This is a genomic window from Xanthobacter sp. DMC12 (genome assembly GCF_056314105.1).
On record NZ_JBQUYZ010000001.1, the window covers coordinates 1427127 to 1441961 of the forward strand.

At 66.1% G+C, this 14835-nt stretch carries 18 protein-coding genes; 12 read left to right on the forward strand and 6 right to left on the reverse strand.

What is annotated here, in order from left to right:
* The first annotated feature begins 34 nt into the window (after positions 1-34).
* The 5 genes from ACT535_RS06605 to ACT535_RS06625 all read left to right on the forward strand — a co-directional run bounded on the left by ACT535_RS06605 (position 35) and on the right by ACT535_RS06625 (position 4711).
* Complete coding sequence (locus ACT535_RS06605; RefSeq protein WP_476326352.1) at positions 35-1189, forward strand: ABC transporter substrate-binding protein; 1155 nt, start codon at positions 35-37, stop codon at positions 1187-1189.
* A 100-nt stretch (positions 1190-1289) separates the two neighbouring features.
* Complete coding sequence (locus tag ACT535_RS06610; RefSeq protein WP_476363762.1) at positions 1290-2162, forward strand: branched-chain amino acid ABC transporter permease; 873 nt, start codon at positions 1290-1292, stop codon at positions 2160-2162.
* Positions 2159-3208: a branched-chain amino acid ABC transporter permease gene (locus tag ACT535_RS06615; protein WP_476363763.1), complete on the forward strand. Its 1050-nt coding sequence runs from the start codon at positions 2159-2161 to the stop codon at positions 3206-3208. The genes ACT535_RS06610 and ACT535_RS06615 overlap by 4 nt, the downstream gene beginning before the upstream one ends.
* Before the next feature lie 29 nt (positions 3209-3237).
* Positions 3238-4014: an ABC transporter ATP-binding protein gene (locus tag ACT535_RS06620; protein WP_476326354.1), complete on the forward strand. Its 777-nt coding sequence runs from the start codon at positions 3238-3240 to the stop codon at positions 4012-4014.
* Positions 4007-4711 carry an ABC transporter ATP-binding protein gene (locus ACT535_RS06625; RefSeq protein ID WP_476363764.1) on the forward strand — a complete coding sequence of 235 codons (705 nt, stop codon included), beginning with the start codon at positions 4007-4009 and terminating at the stop codon, positions 4709-4711. Before ACT535_RS06620 ends, ACT535_RS06625 begins: the two co-directional genes overlap by 8 nt.
* A 37-nt stretch (positions 4712-4748) precedes the next feature.
* Here the strand turns inward: ACT535_RS06625 and ACT535_RS06630 are convergent, their stop codons facing one another.
* Positions 4749-5639: an N-formylglutamate amidohydrolase gene (locus ACT535_RS06630; protein WP_476363765.1), complete on the reverse strand. Its 891-nt coding sequence runs from the start codon at positions 5637-5639 to the stop codon at positions 4749-4751.
* 41 nt (positions 5640-5680) lie between these two features.
* Here ACT535_RS06630 and ACT535_RS06635 point away from each other — a divergent pair, with 41 nt between their 5' ends.
* A complete protein-coding gene (locus ACT535_RS06635; protein ID WP_168461077.1) occupies positions 5681-6496 on the forward strand; it encodes a transglutaminase-like domain-containing protein in 816 nt (271 codons plus the stop codon).
* A gap of 135 nt (positions 6497-6631) precedes the next feature.
* Positions 6632-6916 (forward strand): 30S ribosomal protein S21, encoded by a 285-nt coding sequence (rpsU, locus tag ACT535_RS06640; RefSeq protein ID WP_168461079.1) that lies wholly within the window; start codon positions 6632-6634, stop codon positions 6914-6916.
* 42 nt (positions 6917-6958) lie between these two features.
* Here the strand turns inward: rpsU and ACT535_RS06645 are convergent, their stop codons facing one another.
* On the reverse strand, positions 6959-7330 hold the full coding sequence (locus tag ACT535_RS06645; protein ID WP_476363766.1) for a hypothetical protein: 372 nt from the start codon (positions 7328-7330) through the stop codon (positions 6959-6961).
* Positions 7331-7473: 143 nt separating this feature from the next.
* Here ACT535_RS06645 and ACT535_RS06650 point away from each other — a divergent pair, with 143 nt between their 5' ends.
* From ACT535_RS06650 to ACT535_RS06665, 4 genes are all read left to right on the forward strand, one after another.
* A complete protein-coding gene (locus tag ACT535_RS06650) occupies positions 7474-7665 on the forward strand; it encodes a hypothetical protein (protein WP_476363767.1) in 192 nt (63 codons plus the stop codon).
* A 199-nt stretch (positions 7666-7864) separates the two neighbouring features.
* A complete protein-coding gene (locus tag ACT535_RS06655; protein WP_024278120.1) occupies positions 7865-8074 on the forward strand; it encodes a cold-shock protein in 210 nt (69 codons plus the stop codon).
* Positions 8075-8236: 162 nt separating this feature from the next.
* A complete protein-coding gene (locus ACT535_RS06660) occupies positions 8237-8434 on the forward strand; it encodes a transcriptional regulator (RefSeq protein ID WP_476323590.1) in 198 nt (65 codons plus the stop codon).
* 309 nt (positions 8435-8743) lie between these two features.
* Positions 8744-9418 carry a L,D-transpeptidase gene (locus ACT535_RS06665; RefSeq protein ID WP_168461094.1) on the forward strand — a complete coding sequence of 225 codons (675 nt, stop codon included), beginning with the start codon at positions 8744-8746 and terminating at the stop codon, positions 9416-9418.
* 12 nt (positions 9419-9430) lie between these two features.
* Here ACT535_RS06665 and ACT535_RS06670 read toward each other — a convergent pair whose 3' ends face one another.
* Both ACT535_RS06670 and ACT535_RS06675 read right to left on the reverse strand, forming a co-directional pair.
* On the reverse strand, positions 9431-10240 hold the full coding sequence (locus tag ACT535_RS06670; protein ID WP_476363768.1) for a YfaZ family protein: 810 nt from the start codon (positions 10238-10240) through the stop codon (positions 9431-9433).
* Positions 10241-10262: 22 nt separating this feature from the next.
* Positions 10263-12368: an alkyl/aryl-sulfatase gene (locus ACT535_RS06675; RefSeq protein ID WP_476363769.1), complete on the reverse strand. Its 2106-nt coding sequence runs from the start codon at positions 12366-12368 to the stop codon at positions 10263-10265.
* Between the two features lie 142 nt (positions 12369-12510).
* Here ACT535_RS06675 and ACT535_RS06680 point away from each other — a divergent pair, with 142 nt between their 5' ends.
* A complete protein-coding gene (locus tag ACT535_RS06680) occupies positions 12511-13212 on the forward strand; it encodes a Crp/Fnr family transcriptional regulator (RefSeq protein ID WP_476363770.1) in 702 nt (233 codons plus the stop codon).
* 87 nt (positions 13213-13299) lie between these two features.
* Here ACT535_RS06680 and ACT535_RS06685 read toward each other — a convergent pair whose 3' ends face one another.
* Together ACT535_RS06685 and ACT535_RS06690 are read right to left on the reverse strand one after the other, a co-directional pair.
* Positions 13300-14178 (reverse strand): manganese catalase, encoded by an 879-nt coding sequence (locus tag ACT535_RS06685; protein ID WP_476363771.1) that lies wholly within the window; start codon positions 14176-14178, stop codon positions 13300-13302.
* Between the two features lie 30 nt (positions 14179-14208).
* Positions 14209-14721 carry a ferritin-like domain-containing protein gene (locus tag ACT535_RS06690; RefSeq protein ID WP_476363772.1) on the reverse strand — a complete coding sequence of 171 codons (513 nt, stop codon included), beginning with the start codon at positions 14719-14721 and terminating at the stop codon, positions 14209-14211.
* Positions 14722-14835 lie beyond the last annotated feature (114 nt).

Genomic DNA, 14835 nt, shown 5'->3' on the forward strand with positions numbered 1-14835 from the left:
GACTGCCCTTCGAGACTGGAGACCATCCATGTTGATGTCACGCCGCACCACGCTCGCCGCCCTCGCCTTCAGCCTTCTCGCCGGCACGGCCTTCGCCGCCGACACCATCAAGATCGGCGTCAACGAGCCCCTCACCGGCGCCTTCGCGGCCTCGGGCACCTATGTGGTGAATGGCGCCAAGATCGCCGCCGACGAGATCAACGCCAAGGGCGGCATCCTCGGCAAGAAGGTCGAACTGGTCATCGAGGACAACAAGAGCAACCCGACCGAGGCCGCCTCGGTGGCGGAAAAGCTCATCACCTCCGACAAGGTGCCGGTGCTGATGGGCGCGTGGGGCTCCTCGCTGACGCTGGCCACCATGCCGAAGCTGGAAGAGTATTCCGTGCCGATGCTGGTGGAGACGTCCTCCTCCGGCAAGATCACCACCTCCGGCAACCCCTTCATCTTCCGCATATCGCCGCCCTCCTCCGTCGAGGCCGAGGCGTTCGAGCCCAGCGTCAAGAAGCTCGGCCTGAAGAAGGTGGACTTCCTCGTCATCAACAACGACTGGGGCCGCGGCGCTGCCGCCGACTTCTCCAAGATGCTCAAGGCCAACGGCGTCGAGGTCGGCCTCGTGGAAACCATGGACCAGTCGGCGCAGGACATGAGCGCCCAGCTCGCCAAGCTGAAGGCCTCCGACGCCGACACCATCATGGTGACGAGCGCCGTGGACCAGCTCACCCTCCTGTTCAAGCAGATGGCGGCGCTTGGCCTGAAGAAGCGCATCATCACCACCGGCGGCTCGCAGAACCCGGACCAGATCATCGCCCAGGCCGGCGCGGCGGCGGACGGCACCATGCACCTCACCACCTTCCTGCCCTGGTGGCCGGAGAAGACCCCGAACCCCGAGGCCACCGCCTACTTCCTCAACGAATGGAAGAAGCGCGGCTTCGACTTCGCCGGCGCCACCGAGAGCTTCCGTGGCTATGACGGCATCCGCACGGTCGCGGCCGCCATCGCGGCGGGCGGCGGCACCGACCCCGCCTCCATCCAGAAGGGCTTCTGGAAGGTGGACTTCATGGGCCTCAACGGCCCCATCAAGTTCAACAAGAGCGGCCCGGCGGGCAAGGAAAGCGGCCAGTCCAAGCCGAACGTCTACATCATCGAAATCTCCGGCGGGAAGGTGAACCAGGTTCAGCTCGGCGGCTGAGCCGGCGCTTCGTAAATCCCCGCCCTCGGGCGGCGCTTCAGGTGAGGGACGGCGAAGGCCGCCCCTTACCCTGCCCCGAACGCCAGACCGGACAGGCCAGATGGACCAATTGCTGCAACACATCTTCAACGCGCTGGTGCTCGGCGGCACCTATGCGGTCTTGGGCATCGGCCTCACCTTGATCTTCGGCATCATGAACGTGGTGAACTTCACCCACGGTGCCCTCTACACCTTCGGCGGCTACGCCATGTATCTGGCCGCCGTAGCGCTGGGACTGAACTTCTTCGTAGCGCTGCCGGTGGCCCTCGTGGCGGGCCTCGTGCTCGGCGCCCTCATCGAGTTCACCCTGCTGCGGCCGCTGCGGCGCTCGGACATCGACACCACCATGCTGGTGATGATCGGGGCCGGCATCATCATGCAGTCCGGCACGCTGTGGATCTTCGGCGGCGTGGCCAAGGCCGTGCCCACGCCCTTCCCGGCCCAGCCGCTCACCTTCGGGCCGGTGTCGCTCTCCTATGTGAACCTGTTCGTGCTGTGCGCGGCGGTGGCGCTCATCGCCATCACCTATTTCACCATCAACGGCACCAAGCTCGGCCGCGCCATGCGCGCCACCTTCCAGGACCATGATACGGCGTCCCTGATGGGGGTCAACGTCTCCCTCATCTACACCGCCACCTTCGCCATCGGCTCGGCGTTGGCATCGGCCGCCGGCGCGCTGCTGGGTCCTGTCTATGTGGTGACGCCGCAGATGGGCGACCTCGCGGCGGTGAAGGCCTTCGCCATCGTCATCCTCGGCGGGCTCGGCTCCATTTCGGGCGCCACCATCGGCGGCTTCATCCTCGCCTTCGCCGAGGAGCTGGGCGCCGGCTACATCTCCTCGGGATATCGCGACGCCATGGGCTTCCTCATCATCATCGCGGTTCTGCTGGTGAAGCCCACCGGCCTGTTCGCGCGTGCGGAGCGGATCGGATGACGCGCTTCATCGCCCCCCTCTTCCTCGTCGTGTTCGCCCTGCTGCCGCTGGGCCTGACCGACCCCTACCTGCTCAATGCCCTCATCATCACGGGCATCCTCACCATCTGCGCCATGAGCCTGAACCTGCTGCTCGGCTTCACCGGGCAGCTCAGCCTCGGGCACGTGGCCTTCTTCGGCATCGGCGCCTATGTGAGCGCGCTCACCGCGCTGGGCTTCGACGTCAGCCTGCCCTTCGGCCTGCGCGTGACCCACGAGGGCGGCGCGCCGCTGCTCGGCTTCGTGCTCGCCATCGTGATCACCGGGCTCGCCGGCTATCTCATCGGGCGGCTGTCGTTCCGAGTGCGCGGCGCCTACTTCGTCATCGTCACCATCTCGTTCGCCGAGGTGGTGCGGCTCGTCGCGCTGAACTGGGTGGAGCTGACACAGGGGCCCCTCGCCCTCACCGCCATTCCCAACATGGTGCTGCCGGTGCCCAGCCTCGGCGATGTGGCGCTGCGCTCCAAGATGCAGAACTATTATCTGGTGCTGGCGGTTGGGGTGGCGAGCTATCTCCTCATCGCGCGGCTCGTCGCCTCGCGCTTCGGCCGGGCGATGCGGGGACTGAAGGAAAACGAATCCCTCGCGCTCTCCCTCGGCATCAACGCCACCCGCACGCTCACCATCGCCGCCACCGTTTCGGCGGCCATGGCGGGGGCGGCGGGCAGCCTCTATGCCCACTACATCCGCATCATCGATCCGGACGTGTTCCTGTTCTCCTACACGGTCACCATGGTCATCATGGTGGTGTCGGGCGGCAAGGGCACGCTGGCGGGGCCGCTGGTGGGCGGCATCATATTCGGCCTGCTGCCGGTGGCGCTGCGCCCGGTGATGGCGCCGGAAGCGCAGTGGATCGTCTACGGCGCCATCCTCATCGCCATCCTGTTCTTGATGCCCCGCGGCATCGTTCCGGCGCTGGAAGGCCTCGGCGAACGCATCGCCGCTCGCCGCAAGGCCGGCGACAAGCCGACCGACGTGTTGCCCGCCAAGATGGGAGCGAACCCGTGAGCGCCATCCTGAATGTCGAGCACGTGGGCATGAAGTTCGGCGGCCTCACAGCCATCGCCGACCTGCATTTCGATGTGCATGAGGGCGAAATCCTGAGCCTCATCGGCCCCAACGGCGCCGGCAAGACCACCGCCTTCAACATCATGACCGGCTTCCTGAAGCCGACGCAGGGCCGGGTGCTGTTCCGCGGCCGCGACCTCTCGCAGACGCGGCCCAACGAGATCGCGCGGCTCGGCCTTGCCCGCACCTTCCAGCGCACCAGCGTGTTCGCCGACGACAGCGTGCGCGACAACGTGCTGATTGGCCTGCACCGCCACGGCGACGACCAGCGCGCCGCGGCCCTCCTCGACCGCCTGTTCCCCACCCCCGCCGCCCGGCGGGCGGAACATGCGGTGCGCGAGCGGGCGGACGCCATCATCGACATGGTGGGCCTCACCGCCCGCGCCGGCGACAAGGCGGGCTCCCTCTCCTATGGCGAACAGCGCCTCGTGGGCTTCGCGCTCGCCCTGGCGGTGGAGCCGAAGATGCTGCTGCTGGACGAGCCGGTCTCCGGCATGAACGCCTCGGAAACGCAGGGCTTCGTGCGCCTCATCCGCAAGGTGCGGGACGAGGGCGTCACCATCCTCCTCGTGGAACACGACATGCCCATGGTGATGGAAGTGTCCGACCGCATCGTCTGCCTCAACTACGGGCGGCTGATCGCGGAAGGCCCGCCGGAGGCCATCCGCACCGATCCCAAGGTTATCGAGGCCTATCTCGGCAAGAGCGCCGCGAAGCTGGAGCAGCGGGAGGCAGCGCATGCTTGAGATTTCCGATCTCGTCTGCGGGTACGGGCAGGTGGCGGCGCTCCGCGGCATCTCGCTGACTGTGGGCGAGGGGCAGTTGGTGGCGCTGGTGGGCGCCAACGGCGCGGGCAAGTCCACGACGCTGCGCACCATCTCCGGCCTCGTGCCGGCGCGCTCCGGCTCCATCCGCCTCAAGGGCGACGACGTGACCCGCGCCGGGCCGCAGAAGATGCTGAAGCTGGGTGTCGCGCACTGTCCGGAAGGCCGGCGGGTGTTCCCGCACATGAGCGTCTCGGAAAACCTCGCCATGGGCGCCTATCTGCGCGCCAGCGATGCCGGGCTGAAATCCGACTACGAGCGCATCTACACGAGCTTTCCCCGCCTCGCCGAGCGCCGCCACCAGATGGCGGGCACGCTTTCCGGCGGCGAGCAGCAGATGCTGGCCATCGGCCGCGCGCTCATGTCGAGGCCGCGCCTCGTGCTCTTCGACGAGCCCTCGCTGGGGCTCGCACCCAACATCGTGGAGCAGATGTTCGCCATCATCGGCTCCATCCGCGACGCCGGCACCACCGTTCTGCTGGTGGAGCAGAATGCCTTCGCCGCGCTGGAACTGTGCGACTACGCCTACCTGCTGGAAGCCGGGCGCATCGTCATGTCCGGCAAGGGCGCGGACCTCATCGACGATCCGCACGTGCGGGCGGCCTATCTCGGCAGCTGAGCCACCTCGCCCGGGCCTGCCCCGCCGCGCGGGCAGGTCAATCCTGGAGCAGCGGGCTTCTCGCAGCCAGTTGGCCGGCGTCTTCGAGCCGCGCGGCGGCGGCCCTGAAAAGGGGCGCCAGCCGCTCCGCCCATTGCCGCTGGCCGTCGGGGTGGGTCACCAGATCCTGCCGAATCTCGATGCCCACATGGGGGATGCCGTGCCGCTCGCCGTGCTCCGGGATGGTCCAGTCCGTCTCTTCGCTCACCGCGTAGGGCTCATTGTCGCCCACGGTGAGCGCGGCATCGGCGCGCAGTAGCGGAAGCAGGGCCTGCGCGAGCCGGCTGTCGCGGTGATGAAGCAGGCCCGCGTGCCACGGCCGCACGAAGCCAGCGAAAATCGGCGTGAAACTGTGCATGGCGATGAGGAGGACCGGCGCGCCAGCCGCCTGCCGCCGATCAAGTTCGGCTGCGATGCGCGCGTGATAGGGCACGAAGATTTCCGCCTCGCGCACCCGCCGCTCCTCCACTCCGATCCCCTGGTTGCCGGGCACGGGCGTCGCGTCGCTCTCCACCGGGATGGATTGCGCGACGCCCCGCGGCCGGTTGCAGTCGATCAGCAGGCGAGAATAGTTCTGTTGAATGAGCGTGGCATCGAGTAGGTCTGACAGAGCCTGGCAGACGCCGGCGATGCCGATGTCCCACGCGATGTGGCGCTCGCGGTCCATCGGCGAGAGGCCGAGCGTTCCGACCGAGCGGGGAAGCCTGTTTCCCGCGTGATCCGCGACGAGAAGGAACGCGGAACGACCTTCGGGATTTAACACCGTGACCGGCGGAATGTCGTCCGCCGTCAACAGGGAAACAGGCGCGCTCACGTCAGGACCTTTCCGGCACGGGCCAATGGCGTCGAGCTCGAACGAGCGCGACAGCCCCGGGGCCGCGCGCACCATAACCGATCCGCGGGCCATGTCCGCACAGAGCTGAGGCCCACATGCTGATTCACGCCGGCTACGAAATTACTTACGGTTGCCCGCAGCCGACGCCCATGATTCTCACCCTGAGCGTCCATCCCTCGCGGGTGAGCGATCTTTTGAACCCCGACCGGGTGATGTTCGACCCGCCGCTTGCCGCCAACACCTATCACGACAGCTTCGGCAATTTCTGCCATGTCATCGAGGCGCCGGCCGGCGGCCTCACCATGCGCACCGATTTCGTCATCCGCGACAGCGGACTGCCCGACGACGTAGCCCCCGATGCGCCCCAGCATGCCCTCGGCGACCTGCCGGTGGATGTGCTCCTCTTTCTTCTGGGCAGCCGCTATTGCGAGACCGATCGCCTCAGCGCATTCGCCTGGTCGAAGTTCGGCCACCTGCCCAAGGGCTGGCCACTGGTGCAGGCCATCTGCGATTTCGTCCACAATCACATCGCGTTCGGCTATGCCCATGCCAGCCCGCTGAAGACCGCCTTCGACGCCTACACCAGCAAGGAAGGCGTGTGCCGCGACTTCGCCCATCTCGCCATCACCCTGTGCCGCTGCATGAACATTCCGGCCCGCTACTGCACCGGCTATCTCGGCGACATCGGTGTTCCGGCCGATCCGGCGCCCATGGATTTCAGCGCGTGGTTCGAGGTCTATCTCGGCGGGCGGTGGTACACGTTCGACGCCCGGCACAACACGCCCCGGGTCGGCCGCATCCTCATGGCACGGGGGCGGGACGCCACCGATGTGGCGCTCGTGACGTCCTTCGGTCCGGCGACACTTACGTCGTTCAAGGTGGTGACGGACGAGGCTGCGGCGGCCGCATAGGTGGATGGCGACGAAGCCCATCGCTTTGGCGGCCCGTCCCCTCTACACTCCCCCCACACCGGCCACGGCCGGCCTCCGGGCAAACGGCCAGACCTCTGGCCGGGGAACCGGGCTGATCTTCAGATTGGATATCTTTTGCAGGTTCTCGTCAGAGACAACAATGTCGAGCAGGCCCTCAAGGTTCTCAAGAAGCGCATGCAGCGCGAGGGCATCTTCCGGGAGATGAAGCAGCGCAAGGCCTATGAGAAGCCTTCCGAACGCAAGGCGCGCGAGCATGACGAGGCGGTGCGTCGGCATCGCAAGGCTGCGCGCAAGAAGGCGCAGTATGAAGGCCTGATCGCCGCCCCCAAGCGCCGCGCCCGGCCGGCGAATGGCCGGGGCCCGGCAACCGGCGCGGCACCGTCTTCCACCGCCCGCTGAGTCTGATGGTGGGCTGGGGCGCAGGCCCCGGCTCCGCCCCGCTCAGTAGAACGGCCGGGCGAGGCTGGTCGACCCGAGGCGCTTGCCGTCCGCGTCGAGGGCCTCGACGGTCCAGGTGTAGATGCCGCCGACACACGGTGATCTGTAGGACACGGCACCCCGCGGGATGGCGCCGCGCGGGGGAAGCTGCACATCGGCCCCACCCAGCTCCCGCCCGCTCGGCCCCACCAGAGCGAACCGCAGCTTGGCGGTGCCCGCCGGTACGTTGCCCACCTGGAATTCCGGGCTGTTGGGCCGCGGCGCGCACAGGGTCGTTCCGAGCCAGGTGAAATCCAGCGTCATGTCCGGGACGTTCGCCCAGGCGGGGGATATGCTTGCCGAGATGAGGCAGGCCAGAACATACGTCTTTTTCATGACAGCTCCTTCAGCTTCCGCTTCGAAGCCGCGATGATCCTAGCATAGGTGGCCCGCGGACCCGCACCAAAACTATGGGGCAATTCTTTCGTCTCGACGAGAATTGATCGCGCCCGCGCGTAAAACCGTGCTAAAGGGAAACGATGAACACTAAATTTGACGCCGACGGCCTCGTTGAGTTCGTCGCAGGCTTCCGATCCCCGCAAGGGCGGTTCAGGATCGTTCGCATCATGCCGCATGACAAGGGCGAGCCGAGCTATCGCGTAAAAGGCGAGCACGAGGCGTTCGAGCGGATCGCAAGAGAATCCGAACTGCGGCGCCCCGGCGAAATATAGGCGGCAAATAGAGGGGCGCGGATAAAAATTCCGGGCCTTGCTATCAACACAATAGGCCCCTATGTTGTGTTTGTCTGAATTTGACGGCTGATTTTCTGACGCCAAGCCGCGTCTGACGATACCTCCCTTCAATTTCTAACTTCTTGTTCAGCTCGATCGCTCGGGCTGAGCACCCACGCGCGATTGAAAGGAAATCGTCATGAATATCGGTACCGTGAAGTGGTTCAACGCCACCAAGGGCTTCGGCTTCATCCAGCCCGACAACGGCGGCGCTGACGTGTTCGTGCATATCTCGGCCGTCGAGCGCGCCGGAATGCAGGGCCTCGCCGAAGGCCAGAAGCTCCAGTTCGATATCGTCCGCGACAACAAGTCCGGCAAGAACTCGGCCGGAAACCTCCAGGCCGCGTGACATCGTTCTGGCGGACCACGGATGTACTGGCCGCTGGACTGATGTACACTGAGTTCGAGAAAGGCCCCGCCTGCATAGGCGGGGCCTTTTTCTTTATCTTCTTTTCTTTATCTTAGTCCTCGGGCTTCCACCGGGATCATGGTATCCTTCGGAATGACCCCAATGACCACACATCAGAAGACCCTCTCCAGCGCAGAGAGCCGGCGTCAGCTGGACGAATCCATCGAACGCGCCATGGAACGCAACAGGGGCGAACTCGAAGCGGTGCGCGCGAAGAGCGCGCGGCTGCGGGCCCTCCGCGAGGCCAGCGAAAAGGAAGCCGCGGCCGCACCGCCCCCCAAGCGCCGCCGCAAGGCCTGACGCGAGACGAACGGATCAGAGGGCCCGCGATGCCTGCCGGCGACGCACGCTCCCGGTGACGGTTGAGGCGTTGACGACAGACGGAATTGCCACACCTCCCGCCGGGACACCCTATCCCGAACTCGGCCAAGCCGCGCCAGAACAGCGCCGATACAAGCCTTCCCTGACGCATGGCAGCCCTGCACGGCGAAGCCTGACGCTTGCCAGCCGCGCCGCTTGGCGGCAAAGTCCGCGCCGAAAAATGCTTAACGGGGCGTCCGGTGCGGACGCACCGCTGGCAAATGCACAAAGGGATACTGCGAGATCATCATGAGGGACGACGTCGCCATGTCCGGGCTCGGGTCCGGCGCAATCAGCCGCCGCTCTTTCCTGCTCGGCTCCGCCCTCGGCCTCGGTGCGCTCGGGCTGGCGGGCTGCTCCGCGGACGTCATGAGCCTTGCTGAGGCACAGAAGCTCTACGGGCCGATGCCCAACGAGAAGTTCCCCATCCCCGCGCCCGACATCAGCAAGGTCAACCCCAAATATTACCGCCGGACCGTCAGCTACGAGAGCAATGAGGCGCCCGGCACGATCATCGTCGATCCGAGCAATTATTACGTCTACCGCATCGAGGGCGAGGGCAAGGCGACCCGGTATGGCGCCAATGTCGGCCGCGCCGGCTTCCTGTGGAGCGGCGACGCCTATGTGGGCCGCAAGGGCGAATGGGCGACCTGGACCCCGCCTAAGGAGATGATCAAGCGCCAGCCGGAAGCCGCCAAGTGGGCCAACGGCATGCCGGGCGGACTGGAAAATCCCCTCGGCGCCCGCACGCTCTATCTCTACCAGAACGGCCAGTACACGCTCTACACCATCTATGCGAGCAGCGATCCCGAGTCGATCGGCACCGGCGTCACCAGCGGCTGCGTCGGCCTGCTCAGCCAGGACATGATCGACCTCTACGAAAAGACGCCGGTGAAGACCAAGGTCGTGGTGCTGCCGGCCTGAGGCGCGAGCGCCTCAGAACTCCAGTTTCAGCCCCACCAGCGGCCCCTGCTGCACGGCGTCGAAGACGAAGCCGCCGCGGTCGTAATTGATGCCGACCGCGCGGTAGCCGGCGAGCATGGACAGGTTCCTGTTGAAGCGATAGCCGACCGCGGCGGCAACATCCCAGTCCAGCTGGGCGCCGCCGGCACCGGCCAGCGCCCAGCCGGTGAGGTAAAAGCTCGGGTTGATGGCGTAGGTGCCGCGAAGGCCGACGAGGCCATCGACCCATGTCGCACCGTCATTGGGCGACAGGCCGTTGAGAAGCCCGCCATAGAAGGCAAGCCCGGTGTCGAAGTGCCAGATCCGCGCCGCGACGGCGATATCGAGATGGCTCTCTCCGTCCCTGAGCAGGCTATAGCCGGCGCCCACCGTGCCTGCGGTCGCAGCGAAAGACAGCTCCGCCGTCAGCGCCAGCACGCCTTGCGGCGTCGCCGTCTCGTGGGACAGGTCGAGATAGACCAGATCGCCGAACAGGCTGAAGTCGCCATGGCGCGCTTCCACCATGGCCATCGCCGCAAAATCGAGGTGATCCAGCACATCCCGGAACGGGAGGTCGAAATCGACCCGCGGCAGGCCGAACTGGGCCGTCTGCCCCGAGTTTCCGGCCGCCCACAGATAGGGCATCACCGAGAAGGTCCAGGTGTCCGGATCAGCGCTCTCCACTTGTTTCGGCGCGGGCGGCGGAGCAGCGAGATCCGCCGCGGCGGCGCTGCCGGCGAGGCTGGCGAGCGTGAAGAGGGCCGGCAGCAAGCGCCGGCCCATGGCGTGGTTTAGACAGTCCATCGTCGTTCCGCCTGCCGCGCCACTATTCCGCGATGATCTTTTCGGGCACCGCCTCGAAGCCGTCGGCGGCCACGACCTCCTTCGGCCGCGCCCGCGTGCCGGGCATCACCTCGAAGCGCGGATCGAAGTCCACCATGGTTGCGGCCAGCTTCGCGAGGATGCTGACATCGCCGGAGACCTTCGCGGTGCCGTCGGCGATCTGGGCCGCAAGGGTCTTCGTTCCCATCATGGTCTGCTCGAGGTCCGAGCGGTTGATGGTCAGCGTCAAATCAGGCTTCTCCGACTGGAAGCCGGCGATGTTGGTGAGCGTGGCGTTGTCCAGCTCGACGATGAACTTCTCGCCATTGTCCGGCGTGGAGAGGTTGATGGTGAAGCGCAGCCCCTCCGCCTTCCGGCTGTCCATGCGGATGCCAAGGAAGTTCAGGAACAGCTCGGTGGTCATGGCGCGGATGACGTCCGGGCTCGATGAGCTCGCCTTTTCGCCCTGGGAGATGCCGGACCGCAATTCATAGGCGCCGTTGAGGAAGCTGTTGCGCAGGCCGGGGTTTTCCTGCTGGTAGCCGATCTGCTCGAAGATGTCGGCCAGAAGCTCCCGCGCCTCGGTGTTCTGCGGCTCGGCCTGCACCAGCTTGTTCACGATCTCGACGGCGAGCATGTATTTGCCCTCGTCATGCAGCGCGCGGCCGCGGGCAACGATCTTGGCGCTGCCGCCCATCATCTCCACGTAGAGGGGCGCGGAGTCGGACGGCGAGAGCGGGATCAGGGTCGCCGGGTTGCAGTCCCAGAAGCCGAGATAGCGCTGGATCACGCCGCGCGCATTGTGCTGCGCCGAGCCGTGATAGCCGCGGCATTCCCACTTGGCCTGAAGGCTTTTCGGCACCTCGTAGACGTTGTGGATCTCGTTGATGGTGACGCCCTGATTGGCGAAGTGCAGCACCTGGTTGTTCAAATTGGCATAAAGATCACGCTGGGCGCGCAGCACCTGCTGGATGCGGGCATTGCCCCAGCGCGGCCAGTGGTGGGATGCGAACATCACCTCCGCCTGAAGCCCGAAGCGGTAGAGGGCTTCCGAGATGTACTTCGACCAGGCGAGAGGATCGCGGATCTGCGCGCCGCGCAGCGTGTAGATGTTGTGAAGGGTCGCGGTGACGTTTTCCGCCATCCACAGGGCCTTGAGGTCGGGAATCCAGGTGTTCATCTCCCGCGGCGCCTCGGTGTTCGGGGTGTTCTGGAACACCATCCGCACCCCGTCGACCTCCAACTCCTCGATGGGCTCGCGCACGAAGTGCGTGGGCGCGATCAGCCCCACGGCGCCCGCCGAGACACGCGTCCCAAGCCCCTGGCCCACGTAGCCGTGGGGGGCCGCCGTGAGCAGCAGGCCATATTGGTAGAACAGCCGGCGATTCATGGCGTTACCGGCGTAGACGTTCTCGGAGACGGTGAAGTCCATGAAGTCGGCCGGGGCGATGATCGGCACCTTGCCGGAGCGCACGTCCTTTTCATCCACGATGCCGCGCACGCCGCCCCAGTGGTCGCCGTGGGTGTGGGAATAGATGATCGCCGAGACCGGCAGCCCCTCGCCCTTGTGGGCCTGGAAGAGCTTCCACGCCGCACGGGCCGTCTCGGTCGAGACGAGCGGATCGAACACGATCCAACCGGTCTTTCCGCGCACGAAGCTGATGTCGGAGAGGTCGAAGCCGCGCACCTGATAGATGCCGGGCACCACCTCATAGAGCCCGTAATTGTTGTTGAGCCGACAGATCCGGTGCAGCGAGGGATGGATGGAGTCGAATTCCTCCTGCTGGTCGAGGAACTGGAAGCTCTTCATGTCCCACGCCACATGGCCGGCATCGGCGGGAATGACCATTTCCGTCATGGGCGCGATGAGGCCGCGCTTCTGCTCCTCGAAGTCGCGCGTATCGTCGAACGGCAGCCCCTCGCGCGCGGCCTTGAGCACCGCGACCGTGTGCTTGGAAGGCGCCTTGCCGCGGGGATGGAAATGGCCGGCGAGTGACGGCGCGGGCGTATCGGCGTGGGCCGCCGTGCCCTCCATGAGGAAATTGCTGCCGATGGCGAAAGCTGCGGCGGAGGCGGGAGCGGACTTCAGGAGATCGCGCCGGGAAACCATGGACGTTGCCTCTTTTTGATCCCGCTTCGGCGGCCGAACATGCCTCTCGGCCGCAGCGCGGGACGGTGATTTGGCTTCGACCTTAGTTGATCAGAACCGGCCGGATTGGGTAGATTTCCGCAATCTAAGCTGGAGCCCCACCATGAACCGGCCGACCGAGTTGGACGCCCTGCGTGCGCACGGCTGGCTGTCGGAAACGGCGGAGTCGTTCCGCAATGCGGTGCTCGAACGCTGCGTGCTGAAGCGCTACCCGCGGGGCGAGACGCTGTATCGGGCCGGCGACGAAGCAGGGGGGCTTTATGGCCTCGTGGACGGCGCCTTCGGGGTGATCGTCGCGCCCGGTGCGCGGGCGCCCTTCCTCGGCATCCTGGCGCAGCCCGGCTTCTGGATCGGCGAAGCCTCCGTCATCACCCGCGGCCCGCGCGCCATCGGCATCGTGGCCGCGCGCGACAGTCTCGTGGCGCATCTCTCGCTCGGCCAATGGGATGCGATCGTGCGGGCGGATGCGCAGGCGTGGCGCTGGCTCGCCTTCCTGACGCTGCGCAATGAACTGTTTGCCCTGGCGGTGATCGATGCGCTCCGCATGCGCCGCTCCGAAGACCGGCTCGCCGCCATCCTCGCCGTTCTGGCCATGGGCGCGGATGCCGGCGCCAGGGCCGCAGCCGCGGCGGAGCGCCAGGTGATCGAGATCAGCCAAGACGATCTCGCCTCCATGGCGAACCTGTCCCGTTCGAGCGCCGGCCGCATCCTCGACGCATTCGAGGCGCGCGGCCTCATCAGCCGGAGCTATCGGACGGTGACCGTACTCAATCTCGAAGGGCTCCGGCGCCGGCGCGAGGCCTGACGCGCCGGGATACGAAAAGAAGGCCCGGAGGACCAGCTGTCCTCCGGGCCCGAGAACCCGGCGTAGGAGGGACGAGGCTCGCCGGGTCTATTCCGCAGCCGACGGAGCGGCGGGCACCGCCGCGGTGCCATACATGCGGGGATCGGCATCGCCGAGCAGGCCATCGTCGTCGGCGAGCGGGCGGATTTCGTCGTAGGCAAGTTCGCCCTGCCCGTCCGGCGAGCGCCCCTTGGCCCATTGCCCGGCTCTGGCCTGCGTGCCTTCGGAGGCGTCGATATAGAGATAGGAGACGTCCTGCATCTCCATCTCGCGCGGGAAGTTGGCCGGCACGGGCGTGCGGTCGAAGCCTTCCTCCTCCAGTTCCTTGATGGCGGCGAGCCACTGGTTCTGGTGCATGGTGTCCCGCGCGATGAGGAAGGACAGCATGTCCCGCACGCCGGTGTCGCTGGTGAGATTATAGAGGCGGGCCACCTGCAGTCGGCCTTGGCTCTCTGCCGTGAGGTTGAAGCGGAAATCGGCGAGAAGATTGCCGCTGGCGGTCATATAGCCCGCCGTCCAGGGATTGCCGGCGCTGTCCACCGGGCGCGGGCCGGAGCCGGCGACGATGGCATGCTGCGGGTTCATGCCGGCCATGATGGCATCCTCGATGCGCGCGCCGCCGAGGATGGCGCCCACGGCGGAATCCTTCGCGGCATTCTCCTGCGCTTCCACCGGAGAACTTTCGAGGAGGCGCGCGATCATGGTCGCGAGCATCTCCACATGGCCGATCTCCTCGGTTCCGATGTCGAGGATCATGTCGCGATATTTCTGCGGCCCCCGGCAGGACCAGCCCTGCCAGAGGTAGCTCATCATCACGCTGATCTCGCCCCACTGCCCGCCCAGCGGCTCCTGCAGAAGCTTGGCGAACAGGGGATCAGGCGCGTCGGGCTTGGCGTGATACTGCAGCTGCTTGCGATGGATAAACATGAAGGTCTCTCCTTGGCGCCATAGGCCACGTCAGCGGTTCGCCTTCTCGCCGGCGGTCTCGAGCGCGATGTAGCGCTGCGTGACCTGCGGCAGGTGCATTTCCAGCCATTCGGCCATGGCTTGCTCTTCCTCCAGCGAGGCCTTCAGCAACGGCACCGCCGCCAGCGAGCCGCAGGCTTCCGCCATGGTCACCAGGGAGCGATAGGCGGCGATCTCGTAGTTCTCGAAGGCGTAGTCCGCGAAGGAGTTCTTGAGGATCTCGTCGCCCGCCATGGAATGGCCGAGGGCGGCCATGTTGCCCATGAAGGAAGCCGCGGCATCCTTGAACGCGGAATTGTCCTCGCCGAGGCTGGCGAGGATATCGTCCAGCCGCTTGAGCTGGCCGTTGGTCTCCTCCACATGGGTGCGCAGCCGGGCGGAAAGTTCGGGATAGTTCTCCAGCCGGTCGATCTGCCGGTTCATGATGGAAAGCGCTTCGTTCTCCACCGCATGGGCATTCCTGAGGCCCACGACGAAGAGGTCTCGGGTCGGGCTCGTCGCCATTTGCCATCTCCAATGGATGTCTGATTTTCGGGGCCCAGGTGCCGCGGCCACCAGATGGGTAAGGTCTGGAACCGCTTATTGTTCCGTAAGGTAAAGTTTAATTCGGTGAAAATG

What these genes read in the sequence shown, in the direction of transcription:
- ACT535_RS06605 (WP_476326352.1), top strand. Translation starts at nt 35, where the DNA reads ATGTCACGCCGCACCACGCTCGCCGCCCTCGCCTTCAGCCTTCTCGCC.
- ACT535_RS06610 (WP_476363762.1), top strand. Translation starts at nt 1,290, where the DNA reads ATGGACCAATTGCTGCAACACATCTTCAACGCGCTGGTGCTCGGCGGC.
- ACT535_RS06615 (WP_476363763.1), top strand. Translation starts at nt 2,159, where the DNA reads ATGACGCGCTTCATCGCCCCCCTCTTCCTCGTCGTGTTCGCCCTGCTG.
- ACT535_RS06620 (WP_476326354.1), top strand. Translation starts at nt 3,238, where the DNA reads ATGAAGTTCGGCGGCCTCACAGCCATCGCCGACCTGCATTTCGATGTG.
- ACT535_RS06625 (WP_476363764.1), top strand. Translation starts at nt 4,007, where the DNA reads ATGCTTGAGATTTCCGATCTCGTCTGCGGGTACGGGCAGGTGGCGGCG.
- ACT535_RS06630 (WP_476363765.1), bottom strand. Translation starts at nt 5,639, where the DNA reads ATGGTGCGCGCGGCCCCGGGGCTGTCGCGCTCGTTCGAGCTCGACGCC.
- ACT535_RS06635 (WP_168461077.1), top strand. Translation starts at nt 5,681, where the DNA reads ATGCTGATTCACGCCGGCTACGAAATTACTTACGGTTGCCCGCAGCCG.
- ACT535_RS06645 (WP_476363766.1), bottom strand. Translation starts at nt 7,330, where the DNA reads ATGAAAAAGACGTATGTTCTGGCCTGCCTCATCTCGGCAAGCATATCC.
- ACT535_RS06650 (WP_476363767.1), top strand. Translation starts at nt 7,474, where the DNA reads ATGAACACTAAATTTGACGCCGACGGCCTCGTTGAGTTCGTCGCAGGC.
- ACT535_RS06655 (WP_024278120.1), top strand. Translation starts at nt 7,865, where the DNA reads ATGAATATCGGTACCGTGAAGTGGTTCAACGCCACCAAGGGCTTCGGC.
- ACT535_RS06660 (WP_476323590.1), top strand. Translation starts at nt 8,237, where the DNA reads ATGACCACACATCAGAAGACCCTCTCCAGCGCAGAGAGCCGGCGTCAG.
- ACT535_RS06665 (WP_168461094.1), top strand. Translation starts at nt 8,744, where the DNA reads ATGAGGGACGACGTCGCCATGTCCGGGCTCGGGTCCGGCGCAATCAGC.
- ACT535_RS06670 (WP_476363768.1), bottom strand. Translation starts at nt 10,240, where the DNA reads ATGGACTGTCTAAACCACGCCATGGGCCGGCGCTTGCTGCCGGCCCTC.
- ACT535_RS06675 (WP_476363769.1), bottom strand. Translation starts at nt 12,368, where the DNA reads ATGGTTTCCCGGCGCGATCTCCTGAAGTCCGCTCCCGCCTCCGCCGCA.
- ACT535_RS06680 (WP_476363770.1), top strand. Translation starts at nt 12,511, where the DNA reads ATGAACCGGCCGACCGAGTTGGACGCCCTGCGTGCGCACGGCTGGCTG.
- ACT535_RS06685 (WP_476363771.1), bottom strand. Translation starts at nt 14,178, where the DNA reads ATGTTTATCCATCGCAAGCAGCTGCAGTATCACGCCAAGCCCGACGCG.
- ACT535_RS06690 (WP_476363772.1), bottom strand. Translation starts at nt 14,721, where the DNA reads ATGGCGACGAGCCCGACCCGAGACCTCTTCGTCGTGGGCCTCAGGAAT.